At 73.2% G+C, this 20,504-nt stretch carries 23 protein-coding genes and 7 tRNA genes; 19 read left to right on the plus strand and 11 right to left on the minus strand.

All coding sequences use genetic code 11. From position 1 onward, the window contains the following. Nucleotides 1-53: 53 nt before the first annotated feature. Complete coding sequence (gene cobA, locus ACFV57_RS27215; protein ID WP_385237669.1) at nucleotides 54-1,277, plus strand: uroporphyrinogen-III C-methyltransferase; 1,224 nt, start codon at nucleotides 54-56, stop codon at nucleotides 1,275-1,277. 53 nt (nucleotides 1,278-1,330) lie between these two features. Next, nucleotides 1,331-2,170: a TrmH family RNA methyltransferase gene (locus ACFV57_RS27220; RefSeq protein WP_385237672.1), complete on the plus strand. Its 840-nt coding sequence runs from the start codon at nucleotides 1,331-1,333 to the stop codon at nucleotides 2,168-2,170. A 34-nt stretch (nucleotides 2,171-2,204) separates the two neighbouring features. Here ACFV57_RS27220 and ACFV57_RS27225 read toward each other — a convergent pair whose 3' ends face one another. Next, entirely contained in the window at nucleotides 2,205-2,603 is a 399-nt protein-coding gene (locus ACFV57_RS27225) for a DUF4440 domain-containing protein (RefSeq protein ID WP_385237675.1), read from the minus strand. A 136-nt stretch (nucleotides 2,604-2,739) separates the two neighbouring features. Next, a complete protein-coding gene (locus ACFV57_RS27230) occupies nucleotides 2,740-4,248 on the minus strand; it encodes a protein kinase (protein ID WP_385237678.1) in 1,509 nt (502 codons plus the stop codon). 203 nt (nucleotides 4,249-4,451) lie between these two features. Between ACFV57_RS27230 and ACFV57_RS27235 the strand changes: the two genes are divergently transcribed. From ACFV57_RS27235 to ACFV57_RS27250, 4 genes are all read left to right on the plus strand, one after another. Continuing rightward, on the plus strand, nucleotides 4,452-4,712 hold the full coding sequence (locus ACFV57_RS27235) for a hypothetical protein (protein WP_385237681.1): 261 nt from the start codon (nucleotides 4,452-4,454) through the stop codon (nucleotides 4,710-4,712). A gap of 203 nt (nucleotides 4,713-4,915) precedes the next feature. Beyond that, nucleotides 4,916-5,122 carry a hypothetical protein gene (locus ACFV57_RS27240; RefSeq protein ID WP_385237684.1) on the plus strand — a complete coding sequence of 69 codons (207 nt, stop codon included), beginning with the start codon at nucleotides 4,916-4,918 and terminating at the stop codon, nucleotides 5,120-5,122. A gap of 281 nt (nucleotides 5,123-5,403) precedes the next feature. Further along, entirely contained in the window at nucleotides 5,404-6,540 is a 1,137-nt protein-coding gene (locus ACFV57_RS27245) for a phosphotransferase (protein WP_385237687.1), read from the plus strand. A gap of 96 nt (nucleotides 6,541-6,636) precedes the next feature. Then, nucleotides 6,637-6,927 carry a zf-TFIIB domain-containing protein gene (locus ACFV57_RS27250; RefSeq protein ID WP_385237689.1) on the plus strand — a complete coding sequence of 97 codons (291 nt, stop codon included), beginning with the start codon at nucleotides 6,637-6,639 and terminating at the stop codon, nucleotides 6,925-6,927. A 71-nt stretch (nucleotides 6,928-6,998) separates the two neighbouring features. Here ACFV57_RS27250 and ACFV57_RS27255 read toward each other — a convergent pair. From ACFV57_RS27255 to ACFV57_RS27275, 5 genes are all read right to left on the minus strand, one after another. Next, nucleotides 6,999-7,070, minus strand: a tRNA-Val gene (locus ACFV57_RS27255). Between the two features lie 34 nt (nucleotides 7,071-7,104). Continuing rightward, nucleotides 7,105-7,176, minus strand: a tRNA-Val gene (locus ACFV57_RS27260). Between the two features lie 46 nt (nucleotides 7,177-7,222). Continuing rightward, nucleotides 7,223-7,294 (minus strand) — tRNA-Val (locus tag ACFV57_RS27265). A gap of 1 nt (nucleotide 7,295) precedes the next feature. Continuing rightward, nucleotides 7,296-7,369: transfer RNA gene (locus tag ACFV57_RS27270), tRNA-Cys, on the minus strand. 34 nt (nucleotides 7,370-7,403) lie between these two features. Beyond that, a tRNA-Gly gene (locus ACFV57_RS27275) sits at nucleotides 7,404-7,476 on the minus strand. Nucleotides 7,477-7,653: 177 nt separating this feature from the next. Here ACFV57_RS27275 and ACFV57_RS27280 point away from each other — a divergent pair. From ACFV57_RS27280 to ACFV57_RS27290, 3 genes are read left to right on the plus strand one after another with little or no spacing between them, the layout of a single operon-like run. Continuing rightward, nucleotides 7,654-8,724 (plus strand): chorismate-binding protein, encoded by a 1,071-nt coding sequence (locus ACFV57_RS27280; protein ID WP_385237692.1) that lies wholly within the window; start codon nucleotides 7,654-7,656, stop codon nucleotides 8,722-8,724. Further along, nucleotides 8,721-9,545, plus strand: coding sequence for an aminotransferase class IV (locus ACFV57_RS27285; protein WP_385237695.1), 825 nt, complete (start codon nucleotides 8,721-8,723; stop codon nucleotides 9,543-9,545). The genes ACFV57_RS27280 and ACFV57_RS27285 overlap by 4 nt, the downstream gene beginning before the upstream one ends. Before the next feature lie 35 nt (nucleotides 9,546-9,580). After that, nucleotides 9,581-10,411, plus strand: a complete 831-nt coding sequence (locus ACFV57_RS27290; RefSeq protein WP_385237697.1) for a GNAT family N-acetyltransferase — start codon at nucleotides 9,581-9,583, stop codon at nucleotides 10,409-10,411. A gap of 31 nt (nucleotides 10,412-10,442) precedes the next feature. Here the strand turns inward: ACFV57_RS27290 and ACFV57_RS27295 are convergent, their stop codons facing one another. Further along, the gene (locus ACFV57_RS27295; RefSeq protein WP_385237700.1) at nucleotides 10,443-10,967 is read right to left on the minus strand and encodes a DsbA family protein; all 525 of its coding nucleotides are present in this window, start codon (nucleotides 10,965-10,967) and stop codon (nucleotides 10,443-10,445) included. Nucleotides 10,968-11,224: 257 nt separating this feature from the next. On the opposite strand from ACFV57_RS27295, the gene ACFV57_RS27300 reads away from it, so the two are divergent. Then, nucleotides 11,225-11,686, plus strand: a complete 462-nt coding sequence (locus ACFV57_RS27300) for a hypothetical protein (RefSeq protein ID WP_385237702.1) — start codon at nucleotides 11,225-11,227, stop codon at nucleotides 11,684-11,686. Nucleotides 11,687-11,870: 184 nt separating this feature from the next. Further along, complete coding sequence (locus tag ACFV57_RS27305; protein WP_385237705.1) at nucleotides 11,871-12,044, plus strand: hypothetical protein; 174 nt, start codon at nucleotides 11,871-11,873, stop codon at nucleotides 12,042-12,044. A 42-nt stretch (nucleotides 12,045-12,086) separates the two neighbouring features. On the opposite strand, the gene ACFV57_RS27310 is transcribed toward ACFV57_RS27305, so the two are convergent. Beyond that, on the minus strand, nucleotides 12,087-12,653 hold the full coding sequence (locus ACFV57_RS27310) for a CGNR zinc finger domain-containing protein (protein ID WP_385237708.1): 567 nt from the start codon (nucleotides 12,651-12,653) through the stop codon (nucleotides 12,087-12,089). A gap of 237 nt (nucleotides 12,654-12,890) precedes the next feature. Beyond that, nucleotides 12,891-13,304, minus strand: coding sequence for an SsgA family sporulation/cell division regulator (locus tag ACFV57_RS27315; RefSeq protein ID WP_003959770.1), 414 nt, complete (start codon nucleotides 13,302-13,304; stop codon nucleotides 12,891-12,893). Between the two features lie 190 nt (nucleotides 13,305-13,494). On the opposite strand from ACFV57_RS27315, the gene ACFV57_RS27320 reads away from it, so the two are divergent. The 4 genes from ACFV57_RS27320 to ACFV57_RS27335 all read left to right on the plus strand — a co-directional run bounded on the left by ACFV57_RS27320 (nucleotide 13,495) and on the right by ACFV57_RS27335 (nucleotide 14,871). After that, on the plus strand, nucleotides 13,495-13,962 hold the full coding sequence (locus ACFV57_RS27320) for a TIGR02611 family protein (RefSeq protein WP_385237711.1): 468 nt from the start codon (nucleotides 13,495-13,497) through the stop codon (nucleotides 13,960-13,962). Between the two features lie 75 nt (nucleotides 13,963-14,037). Beyond that, a tRNA-Val gene (locus tag ACFV57_RS27325) sits at nucleotides 14,038-14,109 on the plus strand. 85 nt (nucleotides 14,110-14,194) lie between these two features. Beyond that, nucleotides 14,195-14,656 carry an SRPBCC family protein gene (locus tag ACFV57_RS27330; protein WP_385237713.1) on the plus strand — a complete coding sequence of 154 codons (462 nt, stop codon included), beginning with the start codon at nucleotides 14,195-14,197 and terminating at the stop codon, nucleotides 14,654-14,656. 143 nt (nucleotides 14,657-14,799) lie between these two features. Continuing rightward, nucleotides 14,800-14,871, plus strand: a tRNA-Val gene (locus ACFV57_RS27335). 91 nt (nucleotides 14,872-14,962) lie between these two features. Here ACFV57_RS27335 and ACFV57_RS27340 read toward each other — a convergent pair. Beyond that, on the minus strand, nucleotides 14,963-15,688 hold the full coding sequence (locus tag ACFV57_RS27340) for an exonuclease domain-containing protein (RefSeq protein WP_385237716.1): 726 nt from the start codon (nucleotides 15,686-15,688) through the stop codon (nucleotides 14,963-14,965). Between the two features lie 187 nt (nucleotides 15,689-15,875). On the opposite strand from ACFV57_RS27340, the gene ACFV57_RS27345 reads away from it, so the two are divergent. The 4 genes from ACFV57_RS27345 to ACFV57_RS27360 all read left to right on the plus strand — a co-directional run bounded on the left by ACFV57_RS27345 (nucleotide 15,876) and on the right by ACFV57_RS27360 (nucleotide 20,443). Continuing rightward, nucleotides 15,876-16,442: a DUF4365 domain-containing protein gene (locus ACFV57_RS27345; protein WP_385237719.1), complete on the plus strand. Its 567-nt coding sequence runs from the start codon at nucleotides 15,876-15,878 to the stop codon at nucleotides 16,440-16,442. Further along, nucleotides 16,442-17,632, plus strand: a complete 1,191-nt coding sequence (locus ACFV57_RS27350; protein ID WP_385237722.1) for a hypothetical protein — start codon at nucleotides 16,442-16,444, stop codon at nucleotides 17,630-17,632. The genes ACFV57_RS27345 and ACFV57_RS27350 overlap by 1 nt, the downstream gene beginning before the upstream one ends. Before the next feature lie 181 nt (nucleotides 17,633-17,813). After that, nucleotides 17,814-19,796, plus strand: coding sequence for a threonine--tRNA ligase (gene thrS, locus ACFV57_RS27355; protein ID WP_385237725.1), 1,983 nt, complete (start codon nucleotides 17,814-17,816; stop codon nucleotides 19,794-19,796). A gap of 89 nt (nucleotides 19,797-19,885) precedes the next feature. Continuing rightward, nucleotides 19,886-20,443, plus strand: coding sequence for an HIT domain-containing protein (locus ACFV57_RS27360; RefSeq protein ID WP_030024201.1), 558 nt, complete (start codon nucleotides 19,886-19,888; stop codon nucleotides 20,441-20,443). The last annotated feature ends 61 nt before the right edge of the window (nucleotides 20,444-20,504 follow it).

Below are 20,504 nucleotides of genomic sequence, written 5' to 3' on the forward strand. Positions count from 1 at the left end.
GCGCTGCCGCACGATCAGCGCCCCGCGCCACCCGCACAAGGAGCCGTACCGCCATGGCCGAGCACGCCGAACACGCCGCCTACCCCGTCGGACTGCGCCTGTCCGGCCGCCGCGTGGTCGTCCTCGGCGGCGGCCAGGTCGCCCAGCGCCGCCTGCCCTCCCTGGTCGCCGCGGGCGCCGACGTCCTGCTGATCTCCCCGTCCGCCAAGCCGTCCGTCGAGGCCATGGCCGACACCGGCGAGATCCGCTGGGAGCGCCGCCGGTACGTGCCGGGCGACCTCGCGGACGCCTGGTACGCGATCGTCTCCACCGACGACCCCGAGGCCAACGCCGCCGCCTCCCAGGAGGCCGAGGACGGCCGCGTGTGGTGCGTACGCTCCGACGACGCCGAGGCCGCCACCGCCTGGACCCCGGCCACCGGCCGCAGCGAGGGCGTCACCGTCGCCGTCCTCACCGGCCGCGACCCGCGCCGCTCCGCCGCCGTACGCGACGCCATCGTCGAGGGCCTGCGCGACGGCACCCTCGCCGCCCCGCACCACCGCGCCCGCGCCACCGGAGTCGCGCTGGTCGGCGGCGGTCCCGGCGACCCCGACCTGATCACCGTGCGCGGCCGCCGCCTGCTCGCCGAGGCCGACGTGGTCATCGCCGACCGCCTCGGCCCCCGCGACCTGCTCGCCGAACTTCCGCCGCACGTCGAGGTCATCGACGCCGCGAAGATCCCGTACGGCCGGTTCATGGCCCAGGAGGCCATCAACAACGCCCTGATCGAGCACGCCCGCGCCGGAAAGTCCGTCGTCCGGCTCAAGGGCGGCGACCCCTACGTCTTCGGCCGCGGCATGGAGGAACTCCAGGCCCTCGCCGACGCCGGCATCCCGTGCACCGTGGTGCCCGGCATCTCCAGCTCCATCAGCGTGCCCTCCGCCGCCGGCATCCCCGTCACCCACCGGGGCGTCGCCCAGGAGTTCACCGTCGTCAGCGGCCACGTCGCCCCCGACGACGAGCGCTCCACCGTCGACTGGTCGGCCCTCGCCCGCCTGCGCGGCACCCTCGTCGTCCTCATGGGCGTCGAGAACAGCGGGGCCATCGCCGCCACGCTGATCGCACACGGGCGCGGCGCCGACACCCCCGTGGCCGTCGTCCAGGAAGGCACCACCGCCGCCCAGCGCCGCGTGGACGCCACCCTCGCCACCCTCGGCGAGACGGTACGGGCCGAAGGCGTCCGCCCGCCGGCGGTCATCGTCATCGGCGAGGTCGTGGCCGTGAACCCCGCGCGCTGACCCGCCGCCCCCGCCGCCCCACCGACCCCACCACCGACAAGGCACCCCACCCCGTGGCTGACATCATCACCGTCGACGATCCGGACGACCCGCGCCTCGGCGACTACACGGGCCTGACCGACGTGGAACTGCGCCGCCGCCGCGAACCGGCCGAAGGCCTGTTCATCGCGGAGGGCGAGAAGGTCATCCGGCGCGCCGGGCACGCCGGTTACGCGATGCGCTCGATGCTCCTGTCCGCCAAGTGGGCCGACGTGATGGGCGACGTCATCGAGGCGGCGACGGCACCGGTCTACGTGGTCAGCCCGGCCCTCGCCGAGCGCGTGACGGGCTATCACGTACACCGTGGCGCCCTGGCCTCCATGGCCCGCAAGCCGCTGCCGACGGCCGCCGAACTCCTGGCCCGGCCCGGCACCCGCCGTATCGCGGTGATGGAAGCCGTAAATGATCACACAAATATTGGTGCGATATTTCGTAGCGCGGCAGCCCTCGGCATGGACGCCGTCCTGCTCTCCCCGGACAGCGCCGACCCGCTCTACCGCCGCTCGGTGAAGGTCTCCATGGGCGCGGTCTTCGCCGTCCCGTACGCCCGGCTGGAGAACTGGCCCCGCGACCTGGAGACCGTCCGCGAGGCGGGCTTCCCCCTCCTGGCCCTCACCCCCGACGCCAAGGCCGTCCCCCTCGACGAGGTGGCGCCCCACCGCATGGACCGCGCCGCCCTGATGCTCGGCGCGGAGGGCGACGGCCTGACCCCTCATGCCCTGCGGGCCGCCGACACCTGGGTCCGTATCCCGATGGCCCACGACGTCGACTCCCTGAACGTGGGGGCCGCGGCGGCGGTGGCGTTCTACGCGGTGACGGCGGGCAGGGGGGACGGGGGAGCCGCCACCGGGTGAGTACCGGCCGGGGCGGCAAGGGCCGGTCCGGTGGTCAGTCGTGGTCGTACCAGGCGAAGGCGGCGATCCGCCAGCCCTCCGTGGTACGGACGAACTGGAACGTCTTGGACCCGCCGCCCTCGAACGGCGCGCCGTCCAGGACCCCGGACTTGCGGTACTCGCCGAACCGCGACGCGATGTCCCCCGCGATCTCGGTGCGCTCGGAGGTCTCCCACTCGGCGAACCCGACCAGCCGGCCGTCGGCCAGCAGCCGTTGGCGGGGCTCGACGAACTCCTCCACGGTGTAGACCGTGAACTGCGGGCCCGTATTGACGATCACGCCACCGGGCAGGACCAGCCGGCGGATGCGGGCCACGTCGGCGGGCCGGCCGTCCCGGTTGTCGAAGGCACCGAAGAACTCGGAGGTCAGCGCGTCTATCTCGGCTTTGGACACGGCGTGACGCTAACACTCGACGTACCTTGCGGGGAACAAAGATCTGAAGATCGGGAGGCCGGGAGACCAGAAGTCGAAAGGTCGGGAGAACCGGAGCCGGGAGGCCGCCGGAGGCGCAGCGGGCCCGTGCTTGCGCTCAGCCCCGTCCGGCCCCCGGTGGCACCACGGACGAGGACGACGTGACCACCGACCGGTCGGCGCCCAGCCCCCGGGCAGGTCCCTGGCACCCCTGTGCCGCCGCGATCCCCAGCGCGACCAGCAACGTGACCGTGATGAACACGATGATCCGCTGCCGCAGCAACCGCCGGTCCGGTCCGGGCCTGCGCCCGCCGGGCGAGGTGCGCGACCCCGTACGGGGCGCCCGCGCCGGACGCGAACCGTTTCGCCCTGAGGCGCGGGCTCCGGGGACGGAAGGACGGCCCGACGGCCGCCTGCCCCCCTGGGACTTGGGCGCGGCTTCCCCCGGAGCTCCCGGAGCGCCCGCCCCCGACGAGGGGCCCGGCGCCCCCGGCGTGCCCTGTGGCCGGGCCGACGCGGCACCGCGCCCCGCCGCACTTCCGCGCGGCGCCTGCGGACGCGGCGTCGGCGTGTTGGTCGCGCGCCGCTCCGTGTGCTGGCGCGCGTACTCCTCCGCGCGCTTCCCGGTCGGCCGGTCCGCCTGCGGCCGTACGGACCTGGCCCGGTCCGGTGTGCCGCGCTCGGACGACGGCCCCCGCTCGGACGGCGCCCCGGCGCTCCGCTCGGACGACGGCCCGCGCCCGACGCGCCCCCGCCTGGCCCCGCCGGGCATCGCGTCTCCGGGCCCGCCCGGCGCCGACAGCCCCTGCGCCTCGCGCGCCGCGATCTCCTTCAGCCGCAGCGACAGCGACAGCGTGCTCGGCCGCTCCGCCGGGTCCTTCGCCAGACAGGCCGCGAGCAGCGGCGCCAACGCGTCCGGCACCCCGGCCAGGTGGGCCTCCTCGTGCACGACGCGGTAGAGCATGACCTCCGAACTGCCCTGGCCGAAGGGCGAGTCCGCCGTGCAGGCGTACGCGAGCGTCGCGCCGAGCGCGAAGATGTCCGTCGCCGGGGTCACGGCGGCGCCGCGCACCTGCTCCGGCGCGAGGAAGCCGGGCGAGCCGACCGCCGTGCCGACGTGCGTGAGCGTGCTCGCGCCGGTGGCCCACGCGATGCCGAAGTCGATGATGCGCGGGCCCTTGGGGGAGAGCAGGATGTTGGACGGCTTGAGGTCCCGGTGGACCACGCCCGCGTCGTGCACCGCGAGCAGGCCCTCGGACAGCGCGGCGCCGATCGAGGCGACCTGCGCCGGATACAGCGGCCCTTCGTCGTTGACCTTGTCGTGCAGCGAGGGCCCGGGGACGTACTGCGTGGCGAACCACGGCCGGTCCGCGTCCAGGTCGGCGGCCACCAGCCGCGCCGTACAGCCGCCGCGGATGCGCCGCGCGGCGGACACCTCGCGCGCGAACCGCGAGCGGAACTCCTGGTCCTCGGCCAGGTCCGGCCGGATGACCTTCAGGGCCACCCGCTGCCCGCGCTTGTCGGAGCCGAGATAGACCACGCCCATCCCGCCCGCGCCGAGCCGCCGGTGCAGCCGGTACGAACCGACGACACGCGGGTCCTCGCGCCGGAGCCGCATCATCGCCATGTCCATCCCCGCTGCCCGGTCCCGTCTGACGTGGCACAGCTTACGGATTGACGGCTCGCTGTGCTGATAGGCCGCGCATGAGTCGGCGGCCGGATTGTCAGTGGCCGGTGGGATGCTGAACAAGCGGGAGGAATCCGGGCGGGGCGCGGTCCGGCCTGCCGCGTGGGCTCCCAAAGATCCGTCGCGGAAGGGGGATTGACGCGGTGAAGGGTGACCGAGTCGAGATCGTCGTGGACGCCGGGGACACGACCCGGGCGTACGAAGTGGTGGCGAGCAGGGCGGGCCGCAGGGTCGAGACGGCGGTGCGCAGGGGAGTGGTGGAAGTGAGCGAAGTCACCCGCAGCGGCTCCGTGGTGCGTACCGCCCGCTTCATGGCCAGCCGGGTCCTGGCCCTGGTCGAGCACCCCGTGCCGCGCGCCGAGGAGTCCGAGAGGGCCGCCGGGCGACCGTCCCCTCCGGGATGACCCCAATCCCCAGGGGCGCGTCTCCACCCAGGGGAGTACGCGGCGCGGGGCACCGTCATCCTCCTGGAGGCCGTCCAATCGGTACGACGGCATGACGCCCCGGGCCCGCCGGTTGCCTAATGTTGAGGTCAAGCGGCGGGTGAACGCACTCGTCCCCCGAGGTCAGACGCCCGCCGCCCCAGAATTCGACGGGGAGCGGGGCGATGGCAGACATCTTTGGGCGCACAGCCGTCCGTACGCAAGGGCGCAGGACCGCCTCGGCGTTCGGCGGACGGCCCTCGGGGACCCGCCATCCGCTCGTCGCGGTGGTGATGGTGCTGCCGCTGGCGGTTCTGCTCGCCGTGGTGTTCGGCGGCTGGGAAGCCGTCATGACACAGGCGTCGTCCGTGGCCGGAATGCTGGGGCGCTGAGGCGTCCCGGTCCTGGGAGAGCGGCCCGGGACGGGGGATCTTCCGGCTGACAACCCCGTGGGGACGGGGGTGCGGCGGACGGCACGAGTGGCCGGGCATCTGGGGAGATGCCCGGCCATCGGCCTGTGCGGGGCCGGGGTGTCGGTCCGTGCGGGGCCGGGCCGTCGTTCTGTCCGAGGTTCGGCCGTCGGTCTCTTCGGGCCCGGCCGTCGGTCCGTCCGGGGCCCGGTCCGGTCCGGCGGCGTACGATCCCGGACGGACCGCTTCGATCCGGGGGGACGATGCCCACATCAGCGCATTCCGGGACCGCCGCCGAAGAGCCCCGGTCGGCGGCCACGGCCCCGGGCGCCGCCCTGTCCCCGGATTCGGCCCCGGCCCCCGCCCTGGAACCCGGCCCGACCGCGGCACGTATCAGCCGACTGGCCACCCTGGCCGCCGGCCCCGGCGCCTCCTGCCCGCCCACCGTCCTCGCGGACCGGCCCGACGCCACCCTCGTCCGCGGCGGGCACGTCGTGGCCAAGGCCCACGCCCCCGGCTGCGACCCGGACCGGCTGGCCGCCCGGCTCCGCGTCGCCGCGCACCCGTCCCTGCGCGGCATCCTGCTGCCGCCGCTCCCGGTCACCGGCCCCGGCGGTTTCCTCACCCTGCTCGACGACGGCCGCCCCGCGACCCGCTGGCCCTACGGCAGGCCCGTCTCCCCGGACGAACCGGACACCGCGCCGTGGGAGGAGACGGCCCGGCTGCTCGCCCGCCTGCACGCCGTCGCCCCGGCGCGACTGCCCGGCCCGGTGCCGCCGATGCGCGGCCCGGCGAAGGCCGCCCGCGCCCTGTCCCGTATGCGCACCGCAACCGCCGCAACCGCCGCAACCGCCGCAACCGCCGCAACCGCCGCAACCGGACCCGGACCCGGCGCTGCCTCGCCGCCCGCCCGCAGCGCTCCGCCTCCTTCCCTTCCCCTCCTCCACGCCGCCGCCACCGTCGAACGCGCCTGGTCCCTGCTGCCGCCGTGGGCCCGCGACGAGGCCGCGGCGCCCCGCGCCACCGCCCTCTGCCACGGCGACCTCCACCTAGGACAGCTCGTCAGGCACCCCGCGCCGGACGGCCCCTGGCTTCTCATCGACATCGACGACCTGGGCCTCGGCGACCCCGCGTGGGACCTGGCCCGCCCCGCCGCCTGGTTCGCCACCGGCCTCCTGGCCCCTGCCCTCTGGTCCCGCTTCCTCGGCGCCTACCGGGCGGCGGACGGACCCGCCGTACGCAAGGACGGCGACCCCTGGCCGGAACTGGACGTGCCCGCCCGCGCCCTGACGGTCCAGACGGCGGCGCTCGCCGTCGCCAGGGCCGCGGCCGAGGGCCGCCCGCTGGACGCGGACGAGCGGGCCCTCGTGGACGCGTGCGGCCGGATGGCTTGCGTATAGGGGGAGTTGGCGGCACGGGCCGGGCCGTAGGGTGAACCCGTCACCGCCGGACGGCCGTTCCGGGCGCACCGGCCTCCCGACAGGAGATGAGCCGAAATGCAGTGTCCCAAGTGCCATGGACCGATGCAGACGTACAACCGCAACGGCGTGCAGATCGAGCAGTGCGCCGGCTGCCGGGGGATCTTCCTGGACTACGGGGAGCTGGAGGCGCTGTCCCGCCTGGAGACGCAGTGGGCCCAGCAGGCCCCGCCGCCCCCGCCCGCCCCGCAGGCGTACCCGCACGCCCCGCAGGCGTACCCGGCCGCTCCGGTCTGGGGCGCCACGCACCACGGCCATCACGGACCCCACGGCCACCGCGGCTTCGGGCGGATGCTGTTCTCCTCCTGAGCCACGGCCGGGCCCGGCCGTACAACGGCGAAGGGCCGGAGCGATGTGCTCCGGCCCTCGGCCTTGCGGTGTGGACGATACTGGGATTGAACCAGTGACCTCTTCCGTGTCAGGGAAGCGCTCTCCCGCTGAGCTAATCGTCCTCGGGACCACGACCAGGGGTCGCGGGGTGCTGCGTGCGCGATACTGGGATTGAACCAGTGACCTCTTCCGTGTCAGGGAAGCGCTCTCCCGCTGAGCTAATCGCGCGGGTTCCGCCCGGCCCGAAGGCGGGGGATCGGTCCTTGCGGACCAGTGGACGATACTGGGATTGAACCAGTGACCTCTTCCGTGTCAGGGAAGCGCTCTCCCGCTGAGCTAATCGTCCTTGGAGGTGGAGACGGGATTTGAACCCGTGTAGACGGCTTTGCAGGCCGTTGCCTCGCCTCTCGGCCACTCCACCAGGAGTGCGGGGGTCGGGAAGATCCCCCACTTCGAGCGGACGACGAGACTCGAACTCGCGACATCCACCTTGGCAAGGTGGTGCTCTACCAACTGAGCTACGTCCGCAGGTGCCTTTCCGGACCAGGTCCGGGGAGGAACCCCGTCTCCGTTTCGCTTCCGCGTCCCGGCGACGTGTTGAACTCTAGCGGATTCCGGGGCCAGTACAAAAACGCGTTTGTGCAGCGTGCTGCGCTGCTCGCCCGATCGGGGCGGCCGCCGGGCCCCAGCCATAGACTCGATGGCGTGAACGACCTCCCTCCGCTGGCCCGTTTCGGCGGCCGTACAGCCACTGACCTGCGCGATGTCACCCGTGATCCGGAAGCCCTGGACTCGGCGGGCTGGTGGGCCGTCGTCGCCGACTACGAGGGTGGTCTGCTCTGTGCGCGCTTCGGAGACGTACGGGACACCGGGGCGGCGCCCGCGCCGGACCCCGCCCGCTGGCGGGGGCCCGCCCCCGGGGACTGGCGCAGCTCCCTGGACCGCGCCGCCTACACCGCGGGCGTACGGCGCATACGCGAGCACATAGCGGCCGGCGAGGTCTATCAGGTGAACCTCTGCCGCATTCTCAGCGCGCCGCTCCCGGACCCCGCGCGCGCCGACGTGGACGCGCTGTCCGCCCTCCTCGCCCGCGGCAACCCGGCCCCCTACGCGGGCACGGTCCGCCTCCCCGCGCACGGCGCCGAGGTCGCCACCGCTTCTCCCGAGCTGTTCCTGCGCCGCCACGGCCGGACGGTCGAGTCCGGCCCGATCAAGGGCACCGGCCGGGTCCCCGACGACCTGCGGGACAAGGACCGGGCGGAGAACGTGATGATCGTCGACCTGGTCCGCAACGACCTCGGCCGGGTCTGCCGCACCGGCTCCGTGACCGTCCCGGCACTCTGCGCGGTCGAGGCCCATCCCGGCCTCGTCCACCTCGTCTCCACCGTGCGCGGCGAGCTGGCGGACGAGCACGAGAAGACCGGCTGGGCCGACCTCTTCGGCGCCACCTTCCCCGCGGGCTCCATCACCGGCGCCCCGAAGCTCGCCTCGCAGCGCATCATCGAGGAACTGGAGACCGCGCCCCGCGGCCCGTACTGCGGCGGCATCGGCTGGGTGGACGCCGACCGCGGCACCGGCGAGCTGGCGGTGGGTATCCGTACGTTCTGGATCGACCGGGAGACCCCCGAGGGGCCGGTGCTGCGCTTCGGCGCCGGAGCGGGCATCACCTGGGGTTCGGACCCCGAGGGGGAGTGGGACGAGACCGAGCTGAAGGCCCGCAGGCTGCTGGCGGTAGCGTCGGGCCTGCACGAGCCCAGCGGAGGGAGACGATCATGAAGATCTGGCTGGACGGGGAGCTGCGCGACGCCGACGCCGCCCGGGTCTCGGTCCTCGACCACGGCCTGACGGTCGGCGACGGCATCTTCGAGACGCTGCGCGCCGTGGACGGACGCGCCTTCGCCCTCACCCGCCACCTGGACCGGCTCACCTCCTCCGCCCGCGGCCTGGGCCTGCCCGCCCCCGACCTCGACGAGGTCCGGCGCGCCTGCGCGGCCGTCCTGGCGGCCAATCCGATGCCGCTCGGCCGGCTGCGCATCACCTACACCGGCGGCCTCTCGCCCCTCGGCTCGGACCGCGGCGAGGCGGGCGCCACCCTGGTCGTCGCGGTCGGCGAGGCGCCGCGGCGTCCCGACACCACCTCCGTCGTCACCGTCCCCTGGACCCGTAACGAGCGCGGCGCGCTGGCGGGCCTGAAGAGCACCTCGTACGGGGAGAACGTCGTCGCGCTCGCCCGCGCCCGCGAGCACGGCGCCTCCGAGGCGATCTTCGGCAACACCCTCGGCCGGCTCTGCGAGGGCACCGGCTCCAACGTCTTCGTCGCCCTGGACGGCGTGCTGCACACCCCGCCACTGTCCTCCGGCTGCCTGGCGGGCGTCACCCGCGCCCTGGCCGTCGAGTGGACCGGCGCCAAGGAGACCGACCTGCCGCTGGACGTCCTGGAGAGCGCCGACGAGGTCTTCCTGACCTCCACACTGCGCGACGTGCAGGCCGTCACCCGCGTCGACGGGCGCCAACTGGGTGACGCGCCTGGACCGTTGACCGCCGAGGCGATGCGGGTCTTCGCGGAGCGCGCCGCCGCCGACTTCGACCCGCGCTGATGACGCACGCCCGGAAAACCGGGTAGAAAGCCAGCGTGACCACTACGCTGCGCCCCGCCGGACCCGAAGATCGACGCGACGACGGCGGCCGGGCCCGTACGTACGAAGTCTGCGTCAACAGCCGCCCGGTGGGCCGGATAAGCCTCGCGACGGACGCCCGGCTCGGCCTGTCCGCCGGGCGCATCACCGACCTGCGCATCGACGAACGCGACCGGCACCGCGGGCGCGCCACGGTCGCGGCCCTCGCCGCCGAGGAGGTGCTGCGCGGCTGGGGCTGCCGGCGGATCTCGGTGGACGTGCCGGCCACCGCCGAGGTGGCGCTGCGGCTCGCCGCCGCGCTCGGCTACACGGAGCACAGCCGCCGGATGCTCAAGGAGCTGACCACGCCGCCCGGACTGCCCGCGGGCAGCGCCGACCGGCCGCTCGGCGCGGCGGAGTACCCGGACTGGCTGGCCGCCGCGCACGCGTACTACGTCGATGTGCAGGTGGCCAACGGAATGTCGCGCGAGCGCGCGGAACACTGCTCGGCCGAGGACCACCGGAGGCTGCTGCCGGACGGCCCGGCCAGCGCCCACCAGTCGCTGCGCGTGCTGACCCACGAGGGTGCGGACGTCGGCACCGTCTGGACCACGACGTACCACCCGGACCGGCCCGGCGGTTACGTGATGGACGTCCGCGTGGCGCCGGAGCACCGCGGGTGCGGCCACGGCCGCACGCTCATGCTGGTCGCCGAGCGCGAGACCCTCGCCGCGGGCCGCACCGTGCTCGGGCTCAACGTCTACGCGGACAACCCGCAGGCCCGCGGCCTCTACGAGACCCTGGGCCACCGGCCGACCGAATACACGCTGCGCAAACTCCTGCTGTGAGCGGGCGGCCCGCCCCCTGCGGCGGACCGCGTCAGGCCTGCTCGGCCAGCAGCCGGTCGGCGATCTCCGCGATGCGCTCCCGCAGGCCCTCCTGGCTCTTGCTGCCGTCCAGCAGCTTCCCGCCGATCTCGTACGTGGGCGTGCCGGTCACCCCGATCGCCTTGCCCTCCGCCTGGTCCGCGTCGACGGCCAGCAGGTGCCGGCCGTCGATGAGCGCGGTGTCCATCTCCTCGGCGTCCAGGCCCAGTTCACCGGCGACGGCCAGGAGCAGCCGCTCGCCCCGGGCGCCCAGTTCCTCCGTACGGGCCAGTACGGCCTCGGCGTACGGCCAGCCCTCGCCCTGCTCCGCGGCCTCCTCGGCGGCCTGGGCGGCGGCGTACGCGTGCTGGTGCTTGGCCAGCGGGAAGTGGCGCAGCCGGATGTCCAGCCGGTCCCCGTAGCGCTCGCGCAGGGCCCGCAGGTCTTCCAGCGCGGCGGTGCAGTCCGGGCACTGCAGCTCGCACCACACGTCGAGGACGACGGGGCGGGCCGGGCCGGAGGTCGTGGCGTCGTTCATGGGCCCAGTCTCCCAGCCCGCGGCCCGGGCCCCGACCGGGACCTGCCCCGGCACGGCGATCCGCGCCCGGACCGGGACCTGCGGAGGAGCCCGACCCCTAGATGTCCCTGAGCCCGTCCCGGATCGTGGCACCGGACGCCCCGGGCAGTGCAGGATGGAGGCAGAGCAGGACAAGAGGGGCCGTCGCGCGGCCGTCCCGCGGGCAAGCGGGTCCGGGCGCGGCGGACGACGAGAACCGATCGGCAGGAGGACCGGGGATGCTGAGCTCGACCGTCTGTACCGTGGTGTCGGTGGCGGGCCTGGGCATCGCCGCGCTGACCGCCTACCGCAAGCGTTTCCTGGCCGCGACGCGCATCGCGGCGATCTCCCTGGTCCCCGTGGGCCTGGCGATGACCGGCGTGATCGACTGGCTCACCGGCGTGGTCTTCAAGCCCGTGGTGTGGGCGGGCTTCGGGGTGCTGGCCCTCTCCGTCGTGCTCTTCATGATCGCGAGGGTGGCCGAGCGGCACTCCCTCAAGGCCGGCGGCAGCCGCAAGGAGCGGCGCGCCGCGGCCCGGCAGCGGGGGCAGGAGGCGGTGGCCCCGAAGGCCTCCGTCCCGTCGCTCGGCGCCGGCGCCCAGGCCGGGCAGCAGCCCGCGGCCGGGAGCAAGGGGAAGGCGGGCGCGCCGCAGGAGGACTTCTCCGACATCGAGGCCATCTTGAAGAAGCACGGTATCTGAGGCCGCCGGGGCCGTCGCCGGGGCCCGCGTCGGCGGCGCCTCCCGGTCCCGCCGTACGGACTCGCACGGGTGACCACTCGGACACCGGAGCGAACACGGAAATGCACGGGATCTGATGAACTCCCGCCGCTGAGCGCCGATCCGGGCCTTCCCGCCCGATCGCCTGCGCCATCATCGGCGGGAGATGAACGACGAGTGCGCCCTTTCCCGGGACCCCGCCGTCACACCGGCGCAACCCCCGGCCCCCGAACCGCGTGGCTGCCTTTTCGCATTGTCCCAGCCGCCGCTGATGCTCTTCCTCACCGTCATCGCCGTCCTCCTGCTCATCGGCGCCCTGCACGACCTCGTCTTCCTGTGAGGCGGGCCGGGGCGGCGACGGCCGGGTGTCCGGGCGGCACGGTCAGCGCGTGGCCTCGCGGCGGCGCGCCCGGTACGCGGCGACATGCAGCCGGTTGCCGCACGTTCGGCTGTCGCAGTAGCGGCGCGACCGGTTGCGGGACAGGTCCACGAAGGCGAACCGGCAGTCCGGGGCCTCGCAGTGGCGCAGCCGCTCCCGCTCCCCGGCGACGACCAGGAACGCCAGCGCCATCCCGCCGTCCGCCGCCAGGTGCTCGGCGACCGAGGCGCCCGGCGCGAAGTAGTGCACGTGCCAGTCGTAGCCGTCGTGGTCGGTCAGTCGCGGGGTGGTGCCCGCGGCCGCGACCAGGTCGTTCAGCCGCTCGGCCGCCGTACGGTCGTCCGGCGCGGCGAAGACCTCCGCGAACCGCGTCCGTACGGACCGGACGGCCGCCAGGTCCCGGTCGCCGAGCGTGCCCACATCGCTGATCGCGTTACGCGTGACGAACGCCTGGAGCGCCGGGAGGCCGGTCAGGCTGTCGGTGGCACCGGGGGCGTCGCCCTCCGGAGCGGTGTTCAACAGGTCGACGACCGCGTCGAGCGCGCACCGGGTGTCGTGGGTGATCATCACGGTTTCGCTCCCTGGCCGGGTGGGGTCGGACGGCGCCGCCCCGCTGTCCTTGCCGAATGGTCGCCGACTCTAGCGCGTCCAACAAGCCTCGGCGCCGTCTCCGCGGTGGGTCCGCGACGACGGCGCCGGCTTGTGCCGTATGAACTTGTCGGTCCTGTTCCGTCGCCCCGAGTCGGACGGTGCAGGTGTGAGCGGTTCGGTGCGGTGGATGGCTGCGATGGGCTGCTGCGCCGCCTTTCAGCTCTCCGCGAGGATGTGGGAGAGCTCCGTGTCGAGATCGAAGTGCCGGTGTTCGGTGCCTGGTGGAACCGCCGCGTCGGTCCTCTTGAGGAACGACTCCAGGGCCCGCGCCGGGGCCTCCAGGAGGGCCTCGCCTTCCGGGGAGCTCAGGGCGATGCAGACAACGCCCTGTCCATGGCTCCGGGACGGCCATACGCGGACGTCTCCGGTACCCGTGGGCCGGTGCAGGCCCTCGGCGAGGAGGTCGCGGGCGAAAACCCACTCGACGGTCTCCTCGGCTCCGGTGTGGAAGGTCGCGTGCACGGCATACGGATCGGCCGTGTCATACCGCAGGCCCGCGGGTACAGGCAGTGACGACTCGCTCGACACAACGAGGCGCAGGTGCAGCTCGCAGCTGACCGTGGTGTTCATAAGCGCCAGGGCCTTTCGCTCAGTGTGCGCTCGGGGATTCGCACGTCGGCGAAATCGACATGCCACCTACGGTGCCGTTGTAAACCCCTCTGAGGGTTTTGGGTGACTTCCGGTACCTCTTACGGCGGAGTTGCTCATCCTCCTCGGCGTCCATTCCGGTGACCGTCATTCGTCCGGTAGGTTGGGCCGTATGAATACGGAGAGTAACGGGGGAGTCGGAGTGGCCGCCGCGGCGTCGGCCCCGGCTGCGGGGGAGGGCGCCGCGGGGGAGACTGCGGGCGTGGAACAGCGACTCGGTTCCCGGGCGCCGCACTTCATCAAGCGCTCCCGGCCCCTGCACGTGAGCTGGCAGGTCGGCATCTTCGTCGTCGGCCTCGCGGTGGTCATCGGCGGCGTCATCATGCTGCCGCTGCCCGGACCGGGCTGGCTGGTGATCTTCGCCGGCATGGCGATCTGGGCGACCGAGTTCGTCTGGGCGCAGCTGGTGCTGCGCTGGACCAAGCGCAAGGTCACCGAGGCCGCGCAGAAGGCCCTGGACCCGAAGGTGCGGCGCCGCAACATCATTCTGACCAGCGTCGGCGCGGTGATCATCGTGGCCGGGCTGGCCGTCTATCTGTGGAAGTTCGGCCTCGTGCTGCCGTGGCACGCCGGGGAGTGAGCGCCGCCCTGCGACCCGGCCGCCACGGGTGGTCATGAGTGCCCTCCGACGTGCGGTAATGTTGGCGATGCGCCCGGGCGATTAGCTCAGCGGGAGAGCGCTTCGTTCACACCGAAGAGGTCACTGGTTCGAACCCAGTATCGCCCACAACGACGACGGCCCGGAGGTCCCACACCTCCGGGCCGTCGCCGTTTTCCCGGTCCCGGCGGCGCCGGGGCGGCACACTGGGCCCATGGCCGACTGGCAGCGCACCCTGCACCGGTACCGCTTCCGCAGCGAATGGCGGCTGTCCGCGCCGCCCCGGGCGGTCTTCGCCGTCCTGGAGGACGTCGAGGCGTATCCGCAGTGGTGGCCCCAGGTGCGACGGGTGACCCGCGTCGACGGGCGCAGCGGCACCGCGAGCTTCCGGTCCCTGCTTCCGTACGTGCTCACCGTCACCGCGACCGAGATGCGCCGCGACCCGGACACCGGCGTCCTGGAGATAGCGATGCGCGGCGATCTGGAGGGCTTCGCGCGCTGGACGGTGGGCGCGGCCGGTGGCGGGACGCGCGCCGTCTTCGAGCAGGAGGTCGAGGTGCACAAGCTGTCGATGCGCCGGCTGGCGCTGCCGGGACGGCCGTTCTTCCTCGCCAACCACACGCTGATGATGCGCGCCGGACGCCGTGGACTGGCCTCCCGGCTGACCCGCGGGTGATCCGCCGCCGGGGCCGGACCGGCCGGGCTGGGGCGCGGGCCGCGAGCGGAACGGAAAGGTGCGGGCGGGGAATTTGATGGAAAGGCGCGAGGGCCTGTATTGTTCAGGTCGTTCGCGGGGGAAACCCCGGGAGCGAAAAACCCGGGCGATTAGCTCAGTGGGAGAGCGCTTCGTTCACACCGAAGAGGTCACTGGTTCGAACCCAGTATCGCCCACCGGGACCGAGGGCCGGGCTGCCAACAGGCAGCCCGGCCCTCGGCGTTGGCGCACCGTCGTGACGTGCCCCTGTCGTAACGCCGTCGTCGCTCAGGCCGCGGCCGGCAGCTCCGGGCGCATCGGCCAGTGCGGATCGACCGCCTCCTCCGTGCCGTTGCGCGCGAACCACGCCTCCAGGCCCCGCGCCTGGGCCGCGTGCCACACCGCCTGCCGGGTGTGCAGCTGCGCCGGGCTCAGCGACTCCAGCCGCTCCGCGTACCGGTGGCCCAGGGCCCGTACGACCTGGAGGGCGGCGAGCGCGTCGGCGGCGGCCTCGTGGGCGCCGGTCAGCTCGACCTCGTACTCCGCGCACAGGTCAGTGAGCGTACGGCGGCCCTTGCGGTAGCGGTCCAGGTGCTTGTCCAGCACCCGCGGGTCCAGCACGGACAGCGGGTGGGCGCCCAGGTAGTGGGTGAGCGAGGCGGCGCGGTGCCGCCGCAACTCACGGTCCAGCAGCGTCAGGTCGAACGGCGCGTTCATCACGATCAGCGGCCGCCCGGCGAGCGACTGGTCGGTCAGCGCGCGGGCCACCTCCTCCATGACGGGCGACGGCCAGCGGCCGTGCAGGGCCAGGTGCCCGGCCGTCAGGCCGTGCACGGCGACGGCCGCTTCGGGGATCGGGACGCCCGGGTTGACCAGCCACCGGGTGACGCGGGGCACGCTGCGCGGGGTTTCCTGGACGACGAGGGCGGCGGACACGATGCGATCTCGCTCCACGTCGATCCCGGTCGTCTCGGTGTCGAAGGAGGCCAGTGGACCGTCGTACCAGCACGGCATCTTCCCAACTCCTCGCGCTCATGCGGCGGGTGGGCCGACACGCCCACCCGACCAGGTGATACCCGAGGGTTCCGGTTGTCGAACCGTCCTGGTTTGTTGACCACTCAAGACGGACAAGAACACCACAACGGGCCGTTGCCACAGGGGCGGCCCCTTCGAACGACCCGGCTCGGAAGGCACTTGAGCGATGACGCTCGCGCAGCCCGATCCGGGGGGACTGGTGCCCGCGCGGACGGCTCTGTCGCGCGGCGCGCTCGCCACCACGGCCTGTATGGAGACGCTCCAGGTGGGCTATCTTCACGCGGTGGCCGCCGCGTCGGGCTGCTCGCTGGCCCAGCCCTTCCCGGACAACGGCATCGACTGGCACGTCAGCCATGGCGCGCCCGGTCATGCCGTCGACGACGAAGTGACCATCAAGGTGCAGTTGAAATGCACGTACCAGGTCGGCCCCCGGCCACCCGGTGCGAGCTTCGCCTTCACCCTGGACAACGCCCACCTGGTGAAGCTCGCGCGCACGCCGGTGGCGGTGCACAAGATCCTGGTCGTGATGCTGGTGCCGCGGACCCAGGAGGAGTGGCTGCGGGCCGGCCACGACCGCCTCGAACTGCGGCACAGCTGCTACTGGATCAACCTGGCCGGTCATGAGGTGACCGGCCGGCGCAGGACCAACGTGCGGATCCCGACCACGCGGATCTTCGACGACCGCGCGCTCTGCGAGATCATGACGCGGGTCGGGGCGGGAGGGAGACCCTGATGCACCGGCCGACCGACGATTACGCATTCCGGCTTCCGGACCCGGCGCAGCTGGATCCGGCGGTGCTCGGCGCCCTGCTGGCGCGGCACGGCTGGCGGCGGCGGGGAGGCGCCGCCGGCCACTACGCCCGCTGGACGCCGCCCGGCGGTGCCGCCGGGGGCACCAGCCTGCTCGTACCGCAGACCCGGACGTTCCCGGACAGCACCGACCTCATCGCGGAGGCGCTGGCCGCTCTCACGCACAGTGCCGCGCCGTCCGCGCGCGAGGTCCTGGCGGCGCTCGCGGTGCCCAGCGACGAGGTGCGCTGGGAGCGCGAGGTCGCCGACGACGGCATCGGCGGCACCCCGTGGGTCGCGCAGGAACAGCTGCGTACGGCGGCGCGCTCGATGCTGATGGCGGGCGTGCTCGGCACGTACGGGCGGGCCGGGTTCTACGGGGCGCGGCACAAGCGCAAGGCCGAGGCGTTCATGGCGGACGTGCTGGTCGGGCCCGCGCCGGCCGGGCGGCGGCTGACCGCTTACGTCCCGGTGGCGGCGGGCCGCGCGGCCGTCGCCGGACTGCAGCGCGCCCTGCACGCCACCCGCGACGCCACGGACTACCAGCGGGCGACCGGCGGCATGGAGGCGTTCGACGCCGCCGTGGAGCTGGGTGTGTGCCAAGAGCTGGCGGAGGCGCTGATCTCGCTGGTGCGGGAGGCGGAGGGGGTGCGGATATCGGTGGAGTGGTCGCCGGGGGCGGGCCCGCCGCCCGGCTTCGCGGCCCGGCCCGAGCCGGTGGAGTTCTCGCCCGGCGACCTGCCCGCGCTCCAGCAGGCCGCCCAGCGCTACGTCCGCGACGAGCCGTCGCTGCCGGTGCGGGTGACCGGCGCGGTGGTGCGGATGCGGCGCGAGCGGCCCGGCGGCCCCGGCGTGGTGCGGCTGCGGGTGCTGTCCGGGGCCGACGTGCTCCAGGTACGGGTCGCGCTCGACGAGGAGGACTACCGCATCGCCGGGCACGCCCACCTGGTGGGACTGCCGATCCGGGTCAGCGGGCGGCTGGAGAGCCGGGGCGGTTTCCGCCGCGTCACCGGCGCGTCGGACGTCACACCCGTCCAGGTGGACGAGGCCGAACGCGACCGGCTGCTGAAGTCGCTCCAGGAGAACCTGGACTTCTTCGAGGAGGCGTGCGGAGGGCCGCTGCCGGGCGACTGACGGGCGGGCGGCGCACGGCCGGGCCCGCCCCGGCCGTGCGCCCGTGCGCGCAGCGGGCCCGGGGGAGCGGGCCCGGGGCGGGCCCACGCGATAACCGTTTCGCGAGGAAGACCGGTGGCTCGGTACGATTCGCCTGCGCAGCAATCGCTGACGCGCAGGAGACATGAGTCAGGAGAGACCGGTGTCAGACGTCCGTGTGACCATCCAACGCGATTCCGAGCGGGAAGAACGCGTGGTGACCACGGGCACTACGGCCGCCGACCTCTTCCAGGGCGAGCGCTCCGTCGTCGCGGCGCGCGTCGCCGGGCAGCTCAGGGACCTGGCGTACGAGCTCGCCGAGGGCGACGAGGTCGAGCCCGTCGAGATCTCCAGCGAGGACGGCCTGAACATCCTGCGCCACTCCACCGCGCACGTGATGGCGCAGGCCGTGCAGGAGCTGTTCCCGGACGCGAAGCTGGGCATCGGCCCGCCCATCAAGGACGGCTTCTACTACGACTTCGACGTCGAGACCCCGTTCACCCCCGAGGACCTCAAGCGCATCGAGAAGAAGATGCAGGAGATCCAGAAGCGCGGGCAGAAGTTCGCCCGGCGCGCGGTGAGCGACGACGACGCCCGCGCGGAGCTGGCCGACGAGCCGTACAAGCTGGAGCTGATCGGCCTCAAGGGCTCCGCGGCCGAGGCCGCCGAGGGCGCGTCCGCCGAGGTCGGCGCCGGTGAGCTGACCATCTACGACAACCTCGACGCCAAGAGCGGCGACCTGTGCTGGAAGGACCTGTGCCGCGGCCCGCACCTGCCCAGCACCCGGGTCATCCCGGCCTTCAAGCTGATGCGCTCGGCCGCCGCGTACTGGCGCGGCAGCGAGAAGAACAAGCAGCTCCAGCGCATCTACGGCACCGCCTGGCCCACCAAGGACGAGCTGAAGGCGTACCTGGAGTTCCTCGCCGAGGCCGAGAAGCGCGACCACCGCAAGCTGGGCGCGGAGCTGGACCTGTTCTCCATCCCGGAGGAGCTGGGTTCGGGTCTCGCGGTCTTCCACCCGAAGGGCGGCATCATCCGCCGGGAGATGGAGACCTACTCCCGCCGCCGTCACGAGGACGCGGGCTACGAGTTCGTCAACACCCCGCACATTTCGAAGGAAGCGCTCTTCGAGACCTCGGGGCACCTGCCGAACTACGCCGAGGGAATGTTCCCGCCGCTGGAGTTCGACGGGCAGAACTACCGCCTCAAGGCGATGAACTGCCCCATGCACAACCTGATCTTCAAGGCGCGCGGCCGGTCGTACCGTGAGCTTCCGCTGCGGATGTTCGAGTTCGGCACGGTCTACCGCTACGAGAAGTCCGGCGTGGTGCACGGTCTGACCAGGGCCCGCGGCTTCACCCAGGACGACTCGCACATCTACTGCACCAAGGAGCAGATGGCGGACGAGCTGGACTCGCTGCTGACCTTCGTGCTGGAGCTGCTGCGCGACTACGGCCTGGACGACTTCGAGCTGGAGCTGTCCACCCGCGATCCCGAGTCCGACAAGTTCATCGGCGAGGACGCGGAGTGGGAGGAGGCCACCGAGGCGCTGCGGCAGGCGGCCGAGAAGCAGGGCCTGCCGCTGGTCCCGGACCCGGGCGGCGCCGCGTACTACGGCCCGAAGATCTCCGTGCAGGCGCGGGACGCGATCGGCCGGTCCTGGCAGATGTCGACCATCCAGGTCGACTTCCAGCAGCCCAAGCGCTTCGGCCTGGAGTACACCGCGGCCGACGGCTCCAAGCAGCAGCCGGTCATGATCCACCGAGCCCTGTTCGGCTCCATCGAGCGGTTCTTCGCGGTGCTGCTGGAGCACTACGCGGGCGCCTTCCCGGTGTGGCTGGCCCCGGTGCAGGCCACCGGCATCCCGATCGGCGACGACCACGTCCCGTACCTGCAGGAGTTCGCGGCCGAGGCCAAGAACAAGGGCCTGCGCGTCGACGTGGACGCCTCCTCGGACCGGATGCAGAAGAAGATCAGGAACGCGCAGCGCAGCAAGGTCCCGTTCATGGTCATCGCCGGTGACGAGGACGTGGCCAACGGCGCGGTGTCCTTCCGCTACCGCGACGGGTCGCAGAAGAACGGCATCCCGAAGGCACAGGCGATCGCCGAGATCCTGGACGCGGTGGAGCGCCGTATCCAGGTGTGAGACGGGCCCCGCGCACGCGGGGGCGGACGAGGGGCGGTTCCGGATTCCCGGGACCGCCCCTCGCGGCATTCGCGCGCGGGCCGGGGAATATGCTGGCCCGCATGACGAGTGAGCCGGAGCAGCAGATCGGAGTCGGGACACAGGACGCCTTCCAGCGACTGTGGACGCCCCACCGGATGGCGTACATCCAGGGGGAGAACAAACCGTCCGGACCGGGCGCCGAGGACGGCTGCCCCTTCTGCACGATTCCGGCCAAGTCGGACGAGGACGGGCTGGTGATCGCCCGCGGCGAGCACGTGTACGCGGTGCTCAACCTCTACCCGTACAACGGCGGCCACCTGATGTCGGTCCCGTACCGCCACGTGGCCGACTACACCGAGCTGGACCGGGCCGAGACCCTGGAACTGGCCGAGTTCACCAAGCGGGCGATGACCACGCTGCGGGCCGCCTCCGGCGCGCACGGCTTCAACATCGGCCTCAACCAGGGCGCCGTCGCGGGCGCCGGTATCGCCGCCCACCTGCACCAGCACGTCGTGCCGCGCTGGGGCGGGGACACGAACTTCATGCCGGTGGTGGGCCAGACGAAGGTGCTGCCGCAGCTGCTCGCCGACACCCGCAAGATGCTGGCGGACGCCTGGCCGCAGTAACCCGGACGCCGTAGCGCGGCCGAGACACGCGCTCCGGTAAATCGGACAAAGCGACAAATGC

The sequence above is a fragment of the Streptomyces sp. NPDC059788 genome (assembly GCF_042732265.1).
GTDB lineage: Bacteria > Actinomycetota > Actinomycetes > Streptomycetales > Streptomycetaceae > Streptomyces.